This is a genomic window from Tissierella simiarum (genome assembly GCF_018917865.1).
In the GTDB taxonomy this organism is placed as follows: Bacteria; Bacillota; Clostridia; order Tissierellales; family Tissierellaceae; genus Tissierella_C; species Tissierella_C simiarum.
The window spans coordinates 22,035-38,655 of sequence record NZ_JAHLPM010000015.1 but is presented as its reverse complement, the minus strand read 5'-3'; the positions used below and the strand labels follow the sequence as shown (position 1 = coordinate 38,655).

Genomic DNA, 16,621 nt, shown 5'->3' with positions numbered 1-16,621 from the left:
ATTTTATGGAGCTACTTCTATTAACTTATCTACTTTAAATTGTATCTTGCCATTAAATATTCGTCTGTGTACACTCCATTTCTAATGGCAGCATACTTCTTTGTTCCTTCTATTTGAAACCCTAAAGACTGATATAATTTTATAGCTTTATCGTTATCAACAAAGACTGTAAGTTCAAGCCTTACAAGCATAAGCCAATTATCTGCAATATCAATTATTTTTTTAAATAATGCTGTTCCAATACCTTTCCCCTGATAATCGGTATTGACCATAATACCAATATCCGCAGAATGTCTTAATCTTGGATTCTTACTAACATGTAAACCTATTATACCTACTACTTTTTTCATACCATCTTCTTCAACTTCAGCAACAAGCATGTGTGCATTTTCTGATAATCCTTTAATAAAATCCTCTGACTTTGTAAGTCGTTCACTAATAATTCCTAAAGTATTTTCCCTTACACCATCCATTCTTCTCATTTCATTAATGTATGGTGCATCTTCAGTTTTGATTGGTCTAATTGTAAAATCCAACATTATAGTCCACCTCCATAGATATAAAAAAAGCCTCTAAAGAAACGTTTCAAGGTAGCTTTTCTTGAAACTCATTTAGGTCAGAACAAGTTCTTACATTGAAAAAAGAAAAAAGTAGAACCTTTCCTATTCGTTATAAAAAAATCCCCCAGAATCACTGTAAGAGTGACTCCGAAGGATTATGATCATTCGTGTAGGACTTCTATGTAGCCCCTATGCTGCTCACACATCAATGCTTAAGCATACTCACTTTCAGATATTATTACATATATTTCCTATATTGTCAATACAATTTCAACTATTTAATTCTTATAATAGAAGCTGAAGTTCAATAATGTATTCTTTTTAATGTCATCTTATTGATAAAAAGAGAGTTTATTGAAAACTCTATACCAGCTAATTTATTTACAGGAGTGTACCACATGGATATTTTTTTGTCTTTAAGGTAAGGATAACATTATTGATTATTTTGCAATTTTATAAAGGAGGAAAACCATGAGCCGAAAAAAACAGCTAAAAATGAGAAAAGTTGGCGTGAAACATATAGAACAATATAATCAATTGTTACGGTATGTGTTTCAAGTAACCGATAACGACTTACACAAAGTTGGATGGGAAGAACAAGACATAGTCCGTGCTAAATCCCCTGTTCTAGAACAGGCAGATGTTTTGGGCTGGTTTGATGGAGAAAAATTGGTGTCTCAAGTGGCTGTTTACCCATTTCAAGTAAGAATATTTAACAAAACATATGAAATGGGCGGACTTACTGGGGTAGGTACTTTCCCAGAGTATTCAAATCAAGGATTGATGCACAAATTACTATGCCAGGCACTGGAAAACATGCGAGCTAGAAAACAGTCAATTTCCTATCTTTATCCGTATTCCATTCCATACTATCGAAGAAAAGGATGGGAAATTATTTCAGATAAAATAAAATTTGAGGTAAATGATTATCAGCTTCCCAAAAACAAACAAGTTCCTGGAGATATTGAACGTGTTGACATCAGTAGTGATGATTTGAAAACAGCTTACGAGCGCTTTGCTTATCAAACCCATGGAGCAATGCTACGCAACGATTTGGCTTGGAATGAATACTGGCTATGGGATTCTGACGATTTAACTGCTGCAATTTACTATAATGAAAACCGACAACCAGACGGATATGTTCTTTACTGGATAGCAGATGAAGTCTTTCATATAAAAGATATGATATTTATTAATGAAGAAGCAAGGAGTGGATTATGGAATTTTATCAATGCACATTTTTCTATGATTTCAAAAGTGGTAGGTAATATCTATATGGATGAGCCATTGGCATTTTTACTAGAAGATGCTGATATCAAGGAAACAATTGCACCATATTTCATGGCACGTATTGTCGATCTGAAACAGTTTATTTCTCAATATCCTTTTAAACCTGATGATAAAGAACGTGTATGGACATTTACACTTGATGATCCCCTTCTATCATGGAATCAGGGTACATTTACCCTTCGCATTCATCCTGAAGGAAAGGGAGAGGTGATTCGTGCTGAGGAACGAAGTAGTTCAAGAATAAACATTCAAACGCTGACAACAATGCTGCTTGGTTATAAAAGACCGGATTATCTTCATAAAATTGGTCGGATTTCATGTAATGCAGAAATTATAGATATGTTAGAGGACGCCATTGAACAGCAAACCCCATATTTTTCAGACTATTTTTAATTGTGTCATTTAAACCTGCAGCATCCAGCAATGGATGGAGAACTAAATATAAATGGAGTAAAAGTAGTATAGTTCTTAATAATTACATATTCTCCATAATAAAAAATACGAATATCCGCAAAAAAATAAGGCTCCCTATTACAGAAGCCTTATACATTTAATTAAAGAAATCTTTATCTAACTTCTTAATTAAATCTTCCCTTAATTTTGTTATTTCCTCTTCATAATTTTCAGAGTTGTTTTTCGGTGTTCTATCATTTACAAATCTTCCTTTATTTTCAACACCCCAGAATCCAGCTGTATCCTCATCTAAAACTTTAAAGGCGTTCATATATTCATCCCAAGTTTCATCATTCATTCCTACTCCGTCTCCTATATAACCTCTACCACCACCTAGGAAACCTGCATTCATTATAGTATAAATACTTTTACCTTTAAGCATTCCTTCCAAACCATTATCAGTATCTCTATATGCAAATTGTTTAGCAAATACTGTTTCCATATATCCCTTAACTATTGATATTGGAGTATCATGCCAATTTGGATAGCAGAATATAATATAATCTGCTTGTGTTACAAATTCTTGTTCTTTTTTAATTTCTGGAGTTGGTTCACCTGAGCCATCCTTAGCATAATAGAAATTCTCTAATGAAAGTACAGGATTAAATTTTAAATCATATAAATCTCTTAATTCAACTTCTATACCTTTATCTTCAAAATATTTCATAGCTGTATTTACCAAATCATAGTTTACACTATACTTCCTTGGATCTCCTACTACAAACAACGCCTTCTTTGAATCTCCATCTGTAAAACCTTTTGGTTTATACTCTTGAACTAATTCTTCTGGTACAATTGATGCTGATGTACTTCCATCAACAGTTGCAGATGTTTCTCCATCTATTTTTTCCTCTTTTTGTCCATTTTCCTTATTAACTACAGGAGTTTCACTCTTTGCACATCCTGCCATAATAATAACTAAAGAAAAAATCATGATAGCGGCTAATATTCTTTTTCTCATATTTTCCTCCTATGTAAATTATTGTATTATATTAAAATAGCTTAATTATTAACTTAGCTATTAAAATATTATAGTATTAAGACAATTATTATCTATATGATTGTATTAATTTATCAATAAAAAAGAGCAATTCTTCTTTTAATATTTCATTTTTCCTCTTTACCATTGCACAAGTCATATCTAATCGTTTTCCATCATAAGGAATCCTTGCTAAATCACTGTGGATTTTTTTCTTACATTTCCAGTCTATCTCGATTGCAAAGGATGGTAAATTGTGTAATGCATCATTATAAGTTTTATTTCCGTTTACTAAAATGGTCTTATTTGTATCAGGAATATCTAAATATTCCATTTCATAATTTAAACTAAACATTCCCTCAAATAGGTAGGTTTTTTTTACATGAAAAAGCCCTTGTAAATCATCCCTATTTAAAGTCTTCATTTTGCTTTTTTTATGATTTTTACTCATATGAACTTTCATTTGTCCAACAAAAAGGTCTTGTAGTTCTAATTCTTCTGCTGCTATATATTGTAATAATTTTTTTCGTTGGAAATCACTATAAATTATAATCCCTATATCACAATCTCTTTGAATTACTTTTTCTATAGATTCCTCTACTCCAGATTCACAAAGTTCAAATTCATAATTTTCATTATTATATCTCCTACAAACTTCAAAAAATTGAAAATTAATAACTTCAGAACCAAATGAAGCAATTTTTATCTTATTTTCATTTGATTTTGTTAAAAGTTTGTTCTCAATAATTTCGAATTGTTTTACTATTGACTTAGCGTAATGATATACCTCAATACCATAAGAGGTTAAAGTTACGCCTCTATTATTTCTATAAAAAATTTTTTTACCTATTTCATTTTCTAAATTTGTGATTTGATTACTTAAATTAGGTTGAGATATAAATAAGTTACTTGCAGCTTTTGATATACTTCCTGTTTCTACTATTTCTACTATATACCTTAATTGATTAAAATTCATATCTTCCCTCTATTTCTTAGTAATCTTTGATATATTTTAAACTATAATTAATATACAACAAGATTGTTGTTTTTTCAACAATCTTGTTATATGTATTTTTTACCGCGAAACCACTTAAATTTATATATGGATAAAATAAATGTTCCTCAGGGGCTATTAGATTTTTACTGAGGAAGACTTGTATAAGTTATTCAATTTACTACAATAGTTAATACAAAAATAAAAACTCCAAGTATCTTCTGCTTAACTATATATTAATCCTTACATTAAAGAAAGTCATAAAAACTTAGCAAAAAACATTACCCACCCTTATATTTATGTATAAGGGTGGGCTTAGGAGTATTTTTATTAAAATTATTTATCTAACCAAACATAAGTAAATTCTGCTTCAGATGCTTTATCAGAAGCTTCTGTTGCTGGGTGACCTTTTACATAAGATTTAACTACTAGTTTTGCTCCTTTTTCACTATAAAATATAACTGGAAGGTCTTCTGCAAGTATTTCTTGTATTTCCTTATATATAGGTGCTCTCTCTTCTTCTGTTGTTAAAACTAAGCCCTGTTTTAAAAGCTCATCTATTTTAGGATTATTATATCCTCCTATATTCATTGACCCATTAGATTCAATACGACTTGAAATAGCTGATATATCAGGACCTTGGTATCCTCCAATCATTGTTATTTCATAATCATGTCCAAACCAAACTTTTTCGTCATAAGCTGGGTCATCCATTACGTTAATCTTCATATCTATTCCTATATCTTTAAAGTTTGCCTTAATTACTTCTGCCACGTCATCAAATCCTGGGAAAAGATCCATTGTTGTAGAGAAATATATTCCATTCTCATCTGCTTTATATCCTGCTTCTTCTAATAAAGCCCTTGCTTTCTCAACATCTCTTTCTGGAAGTTTTACATCTTCATTTATCGCCCAATCATAAATTGGCGATATGAAATATTCTGCTTTTTGCCCTATTCCTTTTAATGCTTTAGTAAAAATCTCATCTCTATCAATACCATAAGCTACTGCTTGTCTAACTTTTATGTCAGCAAATTTTCCTTCTCTAAGGTTGAAATTTATATATAATTTGTTAGGCCAAAGTTTTTCTTTTACCACATAATTTGGATCATCATCAAAACTATGAGCTTCATTAAGTGGCACCCCATTTCTACTTTCGTCAATCTCTCCATTTAACCATCCTTGAAATGCAGTATTTTGATCTGGGATTATAGTATATACGATTTTGTCCAAGTATGGCTTATGTCCCCAATAATCATCATTTCTTTCTATAGTTATGCTTTCTCCTTTTTTATGTTCTACAAATTTAAATGGACCTGTTCCTATAGGACTTTGATTTGCAGAATTTTGAAGCCAATCTGTACCTTCATATATATGCTTTGGCATTATATATGTTCCAAACCATGCAATATATCCTAATAAGCCTGAATTAGGTGCCTCTAATTTAAATACTACTGTATTTTCATCAGGACATGTAATTTCCTCTACCCCTGCAAGAGATGCTGATGCGAATCCTTTTTCTTTTATAATCTGATCAAATGTCCATTTTACGTCTTCTGAGCTAAACTTTTCGCCATCATGCCATTTAACATTTTCTTGAAGGTGGAAAGTTAAAGTTTTTCCATCGTCTGAGTATTCCCATTCTTTAGCAATATCTGGTATTACCTTGTCATCTCCATTGATTTTTACGAGTTTATTAAACATATTTTGAATTATTACATAAGCTGCATCATCAGCTTGAGCACAAGGATTATAAGTCTGTGGTTCACGTGCCATACTTACAACAAATGTTCCACCTACTTTTGGCGTATCTGCTGTATCTGATTCAGTATTAGCTTCCTCTACTTTTTCAGTTTCATTAACCTTGTTTTCCTTTGCACAGCCTGCAAAAAGTCCACAACATAAAACTATAACAAGAAATAAAGATAACTTTCTTCTCATCTAATTTCCCTCCATTTATTTTATATTTTTATTTTTTGGTTATATAACAAGAAATTATGGGCTACTTTCAAAGTAGATTCTAAGCAGCCTCTATTTGATCTGTCACCTCCAACTATTATTTTTAATATTTATTATTTATAGAGAAATATGAATTCCCCTATTGTTACTCTAAGTAAAAACAACTTGCATAGTGTTCATCTCCTACTTCTATCATAATTGGATATGATTCTTTGCATTTTTCACACGCCCTATAACATCGTGGATAAAAAAAACAACCTGGCCCCGTATTTATAGGTGTAGGGGCTTCTCCACTAATTTTAATCACACTACGCTTTTCAAGGGGATCTATAGAAGCACAGTTTGAAATTAAAACTTTAGTATAGGGATGCCTTGGATTATGTATTACATCATCTGTTTTACCTATTTCAACTATTCTTCCTAAGTACATTACTGCAATTACATCTGATATATAATGAGTAGTTAAAATATCATGACTTATAAAAACCATTGCTGTTTCTTGTTCCTTTACAAGCTTTAACAAAACATTTATTATATCTGCACGAACAGACACATCTAACATGGATACAGCTTCATCTGCAATAATGAGTTTAGGATTTAAAAGCATAGACCTAATTATGGATATTCTTTGAAGTTGTCCGCCAGAAAGCTCATGAGGATATCTATATAGATAATCCTCTGCTGGTTTTATACCTAAATCCTCCATAAATTTTATACAAATATTTATTCTTTCTTCTTTTGAAGCCCCTATATTATGTATCTTTAAAGCAGTAGTTAAAATTTTTTGAATGCTATTTCTTGGGTCAAAAGTATCAAAAGGATTTTGAAAAATCATTTGGCAATCCCGTCTAAATTGTAATGGATTTTGTTTCAATATATTATCAATTGACTGTCCTTCAAATTCAATACTTCCATCTGTTGGTTTTTCAAGTGCAACTAATAATCTTCCAAGAGTAGATTTGCCACAACCTGATTCACCTATTATCCCTAGGATTTCCCCTTTATCAAGAGAAAAACTTACTTCATCAATAGCTTTTATTATCCCTTCTCCATGCCCTAATATATATTTTTTATTTACACTTCTTTGAGAATACCATTTAACTAAATTATTTACTCTTATTAAACTACTCATAATCTTCACCTACTACTAAATGGCATGCCACATTCCAGCTATCAGAAAACTTAACCATCTTTGGTTTTTCTCTAAAACATATGCTGGTAGCTTCTTCACATCTGTCTGCAAATATACAACCGCCATGGAGAATGCTAAGGTCTGGAAGAGAACCTTTAATCCCTCTTAAATCCTTTCTTTCTCCTGTAAAGGATGGAAATGATTTTAAAAGCCCTTGAGTATAAGGGTGCTTAGGTTTAGTAAGAACATCCGATACATATCCAAATTCAAGAAGATAGCCTGCATACATTACTGCAACTTTCTTACAAGTTGAAGATACTACAGATACATCATGGGTAATCATTATCCTTGTTAAATGTAACTTCTCCTGAAGTTTCATAATTTCATCAAGTATTTGTCCTTGTGTAACAACATCGAGTGCTGTTGTAGCTTCATCTAATATCAATAACTTCGGATAAAAAATTAAGCTTAAGGCTATGCTAACTCTTTGCATCATACCGCCAGATAACTCATGAGGATAAAGATCATATACTCTATCTGCAAGGTTCACCAACTTAAATAATTCCAATACTTTTTCTTTAATCTCTTCATCAGTTGCATTAGGCTCATGAACTTTGTATATATCCTTTATTTGAAATCCAATTTTATGAACCGGACTTAAAGAATTCATTGACTTCTGAAAGACAACCGAAATATCTTTCCATCTTATTTTTCTTAATTTATTTTCACTAATTTCCAATAGGTTGATGCCATCAAATATAATTTCACCTGTAGTTTCAACTATTTTCTCTGGAAGTAACCTTAAAATTGCCATAGCAAGGGTTGATTTCCCTGAACCAGATTCTCCAACTATTCCAATGGAATCCTTTGCCTCTACATTTAGGGAAATATTTCTTACTGCATTGATTTCTTTACCTTCAACTTTATATTTAACATTTAAATTTTTTATTTCTAGCAATGACATTTTATCTCCCCTTAACTCGCCTTGTTCAACTTAGGATTTAATATACAATTTATTCCTTCTCCGATTAAGTAAAAAGAAAGAACTGTACATATAATTGCAATTCCTGAAAATGTACATATCCACCAACTACGAGGAAGATAGTCCTTACCATGTGCAATTATTTGACCCCAACTTATAACATTTGGATCTCCAAGTCCTATAAAAGATAAACCTGCCTCAGATAATATAGCTGATGATACAGCCATAGTAGAATCAGCTATAATCGGGAAAATTCCATTAGGTATAATATGCTTAAATAATATTCCTATATTGCTTTCTCCAATAGTTTTAGCACTTTTTATAAATGTTCTTTCTCTTAGAGATATTGCCTGAGCACGCATAAGTCGTGCAGTGCCTGTCCAACTTGTTAACCCTATAACTATAATCACATTAGTTAAACTACTACCATAAATCGCAATCACTATTAATATTAAAAAAAAGGTTGGCAACATTAAAAACATATTTATTAACTCTGAAATCACCTTATCTATCTTTCCGCCTATATATCCTGCAATTCCACCTACTAAAGTTCCTATAATGGAAGATATAGCTGCCGCTATAATTCCTACCTTTAAAGATGTTCTAGATCCATAAACTACCATACTAAATACATCCCTACCAAGTCCATCAGTACCAAATATATACTCTGATGAAGGCTTTGCAGCCATGTCATCATTTAAGACATATGGATCGTGGGTAGCAATTAATGGTGCAAAGATTGCTATTAAAATCAATATTATCAAAAGAGTTATTCCTATTTTAAGTTCATTGATGGAATTTATTTTATTAAGTGCGTCTTTAAAACCCTTTCTCACATAAAACAACTCCTTATTCAAGTCTAATTCTTGGATCTATTAGTGCATATATAATGTCAGTAACTATCATAGCTACACAAACACATATTGAAATTATTAAATATATTCCTGTCAATAAAGGATAGTCTCTTTTTTTAATTGCTTCCATTATAAGCCTTCCCATACCAGGCCACGCAAAAACTATTTCAATAAGTGCTACCCCACTAATAGTAAATGCTAAGGATAGACTAAACATTGTAATGGTTGGAATTATTGCATTCTTCAATACATATTTGTTAAATATCCTACTTTCCTTCATCCCTGTAGCCCTTAATGTTGTAATAAAATCTTCAGACATAGTCTGCAAAACCGAAGATCTTGAGATTCTAAAATATAATGGAATCTGAAGTATTGAAAGAGTCCCAACAGGTAAAATCATATGTCTTATCACATCTAAAACACGTGCAAATCCTTCATTGTCTGCTCTTAAATCATGCATACCAGATGTAGGTAAAATCTTAAAGGTAGATGCAAATATAATAATAAAAATTAACCCCAACCAAAAGCCAGGGGTAGAGTCAATAATATAAGAAATCCCACACATGATTCTATCGAATATGGACCCTACTTTTCTTGCAGCATGTACTCCAAGAAAGGTTCCCACTATAACTGATATTATAGATGATGTGAGAGTAAGCAAAAGTGTAGGAAATATTTTCTCCTTAATTAATTTTATTACTGGTTCATTACTCATATAGGAATATCCTAAATCTCCCTTTAATATATTCTTTATATAATTGGTAAACTGAACTATAATAGGCTTGTCTAACCCATATTTAACCGTAAGATGTTCTATAAGCTCTGGATTAGGATTTTCTGTACCTGCAAGAACCTTTATAGGATTACCAGGCGCATACCTAATTAAAAAAAAAGTAAAACAAAAGGAAAAAATTATGGTCAAAATTCCAGTAGCAATACGTTTTCCTATGTAACCTTTCATTATATTTCCTCCTAAAATAAAAAACAACAAACTATGTTAGCCTTTTGCCGCCTTTAGTATGATTTCTCTGTTTTTTTTAATTCAAAAGTCATATTTCATCATTATATGATAAATTTTTGTCATATTCTTTTGCCATGAATAGTATAACAGTTAATTTCTAATGTGTTAAATAGAACTTATCAATAGCTAAAATTAATTAATAGATTTTTTCTATGTTAAAATTATGTCATTGGAACATTTTCTCTATACCCTCTATAAAAAACAGTGGCATATCGAATTTATAAATTCGATATGCCACTTTATCTCTATGTGTTAAAATAATTATCTTATAAAATATGCTAGAATTAATTATTATTTAGAATTTATTTATATCTAACTTTTAACATAATCCACCAACAGTTTTATTGTATTCTTATTCGTAAGATCCACTTTAGTTCCATAAGTTGCTAAAAGTTGCTTATCGTCATCTGTCATCTCGTCGGGAGCTTTCCTAGTAATTACTGTTTTAAGCATTGCCATCATAAGTTTATGTATTAAATTTAATTCTTTATAGTTAATTCCACCACGTAAATGAAAAAATTTTATACTATTACGCATTGTCTCAGAGAAATTTTTCTCTACAATTGGGGCAAAAATTTCTTTTCTATCAGTTGAAGCAAGTCCCACCGTAAAAACTATTATTTTCTTATCTTTTATACTCTCAAAATTTTTAGTTATAACAGATACTCCTGCAATGCCACTGGCATAAAGTCCTCCTCCGTAAACAATTACATTGTATTGCATTAGCTTTTCAACATTAACTTTTGAACAATGAAATAGATCTCCGTTAACTTCCTCTGCTATCCACTGAGCATATTTTTGGGTACTACCATATTTCGATTCGTATATTACTGCTATTTTGTTCATAAATTCCCCCCATTTATTTACTCAAAGCATTTTCTATTGCTTTAAGTATAACTTTACTACTCACAGTTTCTCCTGTTATTGAATCTACATTTAAAATCTGCTGGTTAAGTACATCATCAACAATCGTCTCAGCTTTTTGTCCTAATCCATTTTGATGCTCTAAAATCTCAATTTTTGATATTTGATGGTTTTCTACTTCAACCTGAACAACAGTCTTAACAGGTGATTGTATATATTCTCTAGTATAGATACCATCATGAATTTCCAATAATTCTGCATTAGAAATAACTAATTGATTCGCCCGTTTCACAATAGTACTACTTATGATTATCCATACTAATATAAGTACACCTATTAAAACTAATGGAACAGTCACAATGACAGTTTTCTTTTCCACCTTTGAAATACCCCCTACAAATCAAAGTAAATTTTCATGTATATCTTGGATGTTGTCTAATAGCTTAAGTAGACTCTCATCAAGGCTTTTAATTTCGCCCTTTGTTAGCACCTTAAAAAATTCCTCGATAAAATAATGATCTCTATCTTGCCGCATACTTACATACTCTTGAATTTTTTTTGTCACAATAAGTCGGAGTATTCGGTTATCTTGTACATCTCTTTCGATTTTTAAAAACCCTTTGTCTTGAAGTTTAACAGCAAGTTGTTTTGCATTTTGATGAGAAGTTCCCATTTGAGCAGCTAATTGACTAAGTGTAGGTGGCGTATCAAAAAAGTTTGTTAATGTGAGCATGAAAAACCACTGCTTTGTTGTAAGTTCACCAAGAAAACTGTTTCCAATAGTCTCTAGTTTTGTGGAAAGTAGAAATAACATGCCAAAAATACGATATCTTTCATCTATATTTTCTATCTTCTTTAGATCCTTCACACTATACCTCCATAAGCAAAATATAAAAAAGGTAATATATTACCCTTTTTTATATTTTACTATTTATTATGAAAAATATCAATGTAATATAATTATTCTTATTTACTGCCTTAAGAAATTCTAAGAAGTATTTACATATTATGAAATCCTTCTAAAAAAATATATCATGTTCACCAACAATCTAATAAACCAACCAATTATATTAATATAACTGGTTGGTTTTCTAATTTTATGGATATTTATAAACTATTATTGCTAAAACTATATACTCTCAAAAATAAGTATTAATAAGTTCTGTAATTATACTTCATAACGTAAAATAAATCTGTATTGTATCCTTCTCTTACAACTTCATGTTGAACATCAGCAATTTCATAACCATTTTCAAATGTTATTTCTTTATAATATACTTGTGTCGATTCAGGAACATATCCACCAAGTCTATCTAGTACATAGTGTATTACTTCATAATCTTTCACCATTTCTGTACGTTTTTCCTGCTCTGGTAATGCTTGTTCAATTTCAGGCTCAACCATTATTCCTTCAGCAGCAAATCCCACTGAAGTAAAACTTAGAATAAACACACAAACTAATACCAATACTCTTGTTTTTTTCATAATTATCCCCCTTTTATGTCTACAATTAATACTTATTTAAGTTTAGCAATAATATAAATCCCCCTATCACCCAATTGCTATTATACTACATAAAAATATTTTATCAAGTTTTTACATTTCTATAAATTATAAGTATTTTATGTAAAATTATGGGGCAATATGTCGGTTATAGATTTTTAATACTTCATCATTCTTTATAAAAGCAACTCAATTAATAATATCAATAAGTAGATATAAAATATAAAATCCATGTTATAACGACTGAAGGTGATGATCAACTCATCACCTTCAGTCGTCTTCATAAATATAGGATACCAATTATTCATGATTGTTATAACACATCTTACCAGTATAATAATCTGATATACTAACAATGAAATTAACAATATATAATTGATTTAAGCTCTTTTTAATTATACAGCTAGTTCTTCTTCTGCCTTCCACATGGAATAATATTTCCCTTGCTTTTGAAGAAGTTCTTCGTGGGGACCTTGTTCTATAATTCTTCCATTTGATACTACCACAATTTTATTGGCATTTTGAACAATAGAAAGGGTATGAGCAATCATAATAACGGTTTTCTTTTCTTTTAGAAGGTTACGGATTGCATCTTTTACTGCCAGTTCATTTTCAATATCTAGAGAAGCCGTCGCTTCATCTAAAAGTAGAATAGGACTATTTTTCAAAATTGCACGAGCAATAGAAAGTCTTTGTCGCTCACCACCAGAAAGCTGACTCCCATTCTCTCCAATAGGCGTATCATAACCTTTTTCCAACTTTCGAATGAATGCATCACAGTTTGCTAGTTTACAAGCTTGAATAATCTCGATATCAGTAGCAGAAGGTCGTGCATAACGAATATTATTCTTAATGGTATCATTAAAGAGGAACACATCTTGATCCACCATTGAGATCAGTTCCAGTACTTTTTCTGAAGCTATTTCTGTAATGGGAATTCCGCCAATACAAATTTTACCAGACTGTGGCTTGTAATATTTGGAAATCAAATTTAGGATTGTTGATTTACCAGAACCTGAATCTCCCACAATTGCCGTTAGCTCTTCATTTTCAGCGGTAAAACTTACTCCTGTCAACACAGGCTCGTTTTCAACATAAGAGAACCATACATCTTCAAAACATACATCCTTATTCTTAGGCATAAAAGGTACAGTTGATTCTGGTTCTTCTTCCTCAAAAATTACCTTGTTAATCTTCCGTTTAGAAATCATCAGATTCTTATAAGAAGTCAAATCTATAAAAATTGTACCTGCCAGCTTTGAGGCAAAAATCGGAAGAACACTGACCATAATAAAAGTAGCAGTATCCAATAAACCAGAAACCCAAGCATTTCCTGCTACAAGTACCATAGCAGGAAGGCTGCACCACACAATGATGTTATAGCTTACACCAATTGGAATTACCTTTTTTTCATATTGATAGCTAATATTGCTATATGCACCCATGGAATCTGTAACAGTTTTGTTTTTAGTTCCTCCAATCCCATAAGAACGAAAAGTCTGGATTCCCGTAATGTATTCCACAATGTTACTTACATTGTCTGCTAAAATTTGATTTTTTTCATTCCCATACTTTTTTACTGAACGGAAAGAAAACCACAATGCTGGAATCAGCATCAAATAAACTACTAATAAAATCAATCCAGCTGGAAGATAAACAGTGCTAACAAAGAAAATTAATGATAAAGATAAAGCTATATTCTTAATAATATCTCCTGATTTATGAGTTAGAATACTTTCATAATTGTTAACATCACTAGTAACTACATTAATGTATTCACCAGTCTGTGCTTTTGTAAATCGGGACAAGGGAATTTTTTTAATTTTATCTCCTAAAAATAGACGGATATGCTTACTCACTTCTGCCCCTCCAATTTGTCCCTGTGTATATCCAATACTATAAATAATAAGGCGAACAACAAAGATAAGAGCAAGTGTACCAGTCAAAGTAAACAATAATTTTGTGTTAAGAGTATCTTCCAACAATGCTCGAATAGAAAGATAAAGAACCATAAAGTTGCAACCAGATAACATTCCTTCTAAAACATGCAAAACCATAGCAAAATAGAACCTTCCATTTTTTTTCATCACATTACTTTGATCCATACAAAACACCTCCTTCAATGTGGTATGCAATACCGCGTGCCTGTTCATAGTCTCCCCATGCCCGTTGATAATATTTGTTCTTTCTCTTTACTTCATCATGGGTTCCAATACATGAAATCGTATTATTTTCCACTATAGCCACTCGATCACACTGCAATACAACGCCTAAACGATGCGCTACAATAATAACCGTTTTTCCTTTACAAAGATTTTGAATTGCACGGTCAATTTCAACCTGATTTTCAGGATCTGCGGCAGAAGTTGCCTCATCTAGAATTAAAATTGGTGCATTTTTCAAAATGGCTCTTGCAATAGCAATACGCTGTTTTTCACCACCAGAAAATCTGGAACCATAGCTACCTACAAGGGTATCATAGCCATCTGGAAGACTCATTATGAATTCATCAATCTGTGCTTGTTTCGCAGCTATCCGAACTTCTTCCAATGTTGCATTACTTCCCATACGAATATTTTCCAGGACACTGTCTTTTGTTAAAAAGGTTTTCTGAAACACTATGGAAACATTTTGAAGCAAAGTTTCATAATTAATATCTTTTACATTTTCCCCTCCAATTAAAACTTCACCTTGGCTGACGTCGTAAAATCTAGCAATCAATTGAACAACCGTACTTTTACCTGCACCAGATTGTCCAACCAATGCAATTTTCTCTCCATCTTTAATTGACAGATTACAGTTCTGCAGGACATTATTTTTTCCATCGTATGCAAAGCTTACGTTATTAAGCACAATATCATGCTTTTTAGGGAAGTCACTGCCACCTTCATAAGGTGGAATATCAAGGATCTCTTTCGCTTTACGAATGCCATTCAGAACTTGTGCAAAGTTAGATCCAAGTTCTTGCAAAGGTCGCAACTCTGTTAGATAAAGTGATCCGACAAAGGCAAACAAAATGAAAGCACTAGCAGTTAAAGATTCACGTAAAAACCAAAGCCCTCCTAATGGAACCATCAAAAGCAATCCACATTCAACAATAACAACATAAGCTGCATAAGGAGGTCCCATCTTACGAGAAGTATCTTTCCATACAGAACACTCATCCTCAATAGCATCTGAATATTTTTTAAAAGATCTACTTCCCATATTATATGCCTTAATTAGTTTCATGCCGCTAATGTATTCAATCATCGTTGAATTAAGATTGAAGAGGGAACGAGTTGCCCTTTCCATCATTTGATCTATACCACGAAACATATTGATTATTACCAAAAAAGCAAGAAAAAGTGGAATCAATGATATAAGTGCCAGCTTCCAATTTACTGTACAAAGATAAATAAATACTGCAATTGGGCCACTTACATAATAAACTAACTCTGGAAGATGATGAGCAAGAAACAATTCTAACTTTTCAATTTCTTCATTTAAAACTGTCTTAATCTCTCCAGTATTCCGCTGACTTAAGTTACCCAAAGGAATCTTTGCCATGTGATCTACTACCATACAGTGAACTTTAAATAGTGTATTGTAGGCTCCCTTATGGGATAAAACTCCAGCAATACCGAACAAAATAAAGCGAACTGCAATACCAATTACAAGGATCAAGCAGTACTTCCATAGAATTTCTTTCGTAAATATATTGCTGTAAACACTTTCCATGATTTTATACACTGCATAGTACGGAACCATAGTACTAAGACCACTAATTAATGACAAAAATATAGATAAGTACAAGTAGTATCTATCCCTTCCTGCCCATGTTAGCAGAAGTGAGATAGAATTTTTTTCTTTTTGCTTCATACAACAACTCTCCTTTCGATATATAGAAATATTTTTTAACTCCATCTATACATAACGTTTAAACAATAGGCGATTTTTATAAAATTCTTCCTATTGAAAATAATATAAACCTTCCCTCGCCAATTTCATTGATTTAGACGAAATAAGATGTTACAATTAATATTAGTTA

Annotated in this window: 15 protein-coding genes; 1 reads left to right on the top strand and 14 read right to left on the bottom strand. The window is 31.6% G+C overall.

What is annotated here, in order from left to right; genetic code table 11:
• Positions 1-29 precede the first annotated feature (29 nt).
• Positions 30-539, bottom strand: a complete 510-nt coding sequence (locus KQI42_RS15620) for a GNAT family N-acetyltransferase (protein ID WP_216521153.1) — start codon at positions 537-539, stop codon at positions 30-32.
• Positions 540-1,031: 492 nt separating this feature from the next.
• On the opposite strand from KQI42_RS15620, the gene KQI42_RS15615 reads away from it, so the two are divergent.
• Positions 1,032-2,243 (top strand): GNAT family N-acetyltransferase, encoded by a 1,212-nt coding sequence (locus tag KQI42_RS15615; RefSeq protein ID WP_216521152.1) that lies wholly within the window; start codon positions 1,032-1,034, stop codon positions 2,241-2,243.
• A gap of 157 nt (positions 2,244-2,400) precedes the next feature.
• On the opposite strand, the gene KQI42_RS15610 is transcribed toward KQI42_RS15615, so the two are convergent.
• The 13 genes from KQI42_RS15610 to KQI42_RS15550 form a co-directional block, all read right to left on the bottom strand.
• Positions 2,401-3,264, bottom strand: coding sequence for an NAD(P)H-dependent oxidoreductase (locus KQI42_RS15610; protein WP_216521151.1), 864 nt, complete (start codon positions 3,262-3,264; stop codon positions 2,401-2,403).
• Positions 3,265-3,352: 88 nt separating this feature from the next.
• Positions 3,353-4,258 carry a LysR family transcriptional regulator gene (locus tag KQI42_RS15605; RefSeq protein ID WP_216521150.1) on the bottom strand — a complete coding sequence of 302 codons (906 nt, stop codon included), beginning with the start codon at positions 4,256-4,258 and terminating at the stop codon, positions 3,353-3,355.
• Between the two features lie 354 nt (positions 4,259-4,612).
• Positions 4,613-6,217, bottom strand: coding sequence for an ABC transporter substrate-binding protein (locus KQI42_RS15600; protein WP_216521149.1), 1,605 nt, complete (start codon positions 6,215-6,217; stop codon positions 4,613-4,615).
• Between the two features lie 163 nt (positions 6,218-6,380).
• Positions 6,381-7,367: an oligopeptide/dipeptide ABC transporter ATP-binding protein gene (locus KQI42_RS15595; RefSeq protein ID WP_216521148.1), complete on the bottom strand. Its 987-nt coding sequence runs from the start codon at positions 7,365-7,367 to the stop codon at positions 6,381-6,383.
• A complete protein-coding gene (locus KQI42_RS15590) occupies positions 7,360-8,331 on the bottom strand; it encodes an ABC transporter ATP-binding protein (protein WP_216521147.1) in 972 nt (323 codons plus the stop codon). Before KQI42_RS15590 ends, KQI42_RS15595 begins: the two co-directional genes overlap by 8 nt.
• Positions 8,332-8,342: 11 nt before the next feature.
• Positions 8,343-9,185: an ABC transporter permease gene (locus KQI42_RS15585; protein ID WP_343231703.1), complete on the bottom strand. Its 843-nt coding sequence runs from the start codon at positions 9,183-9,185 to the stop codon at positions 8,343-8,345.
• A gap of 13 nt (positions 9,186-9,198) precedes the next feature.
• Positions 9,199-10,164 carry an ABC transporter permease gene (locus KQI42_RS15580; protein ID WP_216521146.1) on the bottom strand — a complete coding sequence of 322 codons (966 nt, stop codon included), beginning with the start codon at positions 10,162-10,164 and terminating at the stop codon, positions 9,199-9,201.
• Between the two features lie 372 nt (positions 10,165-10,536).
• On the bottom strand, positions 10,537-11,070 hold the full coding sequence (locus KQI42_RS15575; protein WP_216521145.1) for a flavodoxin domain-containing protein: 534 nt from the start codon (positions 11,068-11,070) through the stop codon (positions 10,537-10,539).
• A gap of 13 nt (positions 11,071-11,083) precedes the next feature.
• Positions 11,084-11,467: an FMN-binding protein gene (locus KQI42_RS15570; RefSeq protein ID WP_216521144.1), complete on the bottom strand. Its 384-nt coding sequence runs from the start codon at positions 11,465-11,467 to the stop codon at positions 11,084-11,086.
• 21 nt (positions 11,468-11,488) lie between these two features.
• Positions 11,489-11,956, bottom strand: a complete 468-nt coding sequence (locus KQI42_RS15565; protein ID WP_216521143.1) for a MarR family winged helix-turn-helix transcriptional regulator — start codon at positions 11,954-11,956, stop codon at positions 11,489-11,491.
• A 284-nt stretch (positions 11,957-12,240) separates the two neighbouring features.
• Positions 12,241-12,573 (bottom strand): hypothetical protein, encoded by a 333-nt coding sequence (locus KQI42_RS15560; protein ID WP_216521142.1) that lies wholly within the window; start codon positions 12,571-12,573, stop codon positions 12,241-12,243.
• A gap of 413 nt (positions 12,574-12,986) precedes the next feature.
• Entirely contained in the window at positions 12,987-14,744 is a 1,758-nt protein-coding gene (locus tag KQI42_RS15555) for an ABC transporter ATP-binding protein (RefSeq protein WP_246566664.1), read from the bottom strand.
• Complete coding sequence (locus tag KQI42_RS15550) at positions 14,683-16,452, bottom strand: ABC transporter ATP-binding protein (RefSeq protein ID WP_216521141.1); 1,770 nt, start codon at positions 16,450-16,452, stop codon at positions 14,683-14,685. Before KQI42_RS15550 ends, KQI42_RS15555 begins: the two co-directional genes overlap by 62 nt.
• Between the last annotated feature and the right edge of the window lie 169 nt (positions 16,453-16,621).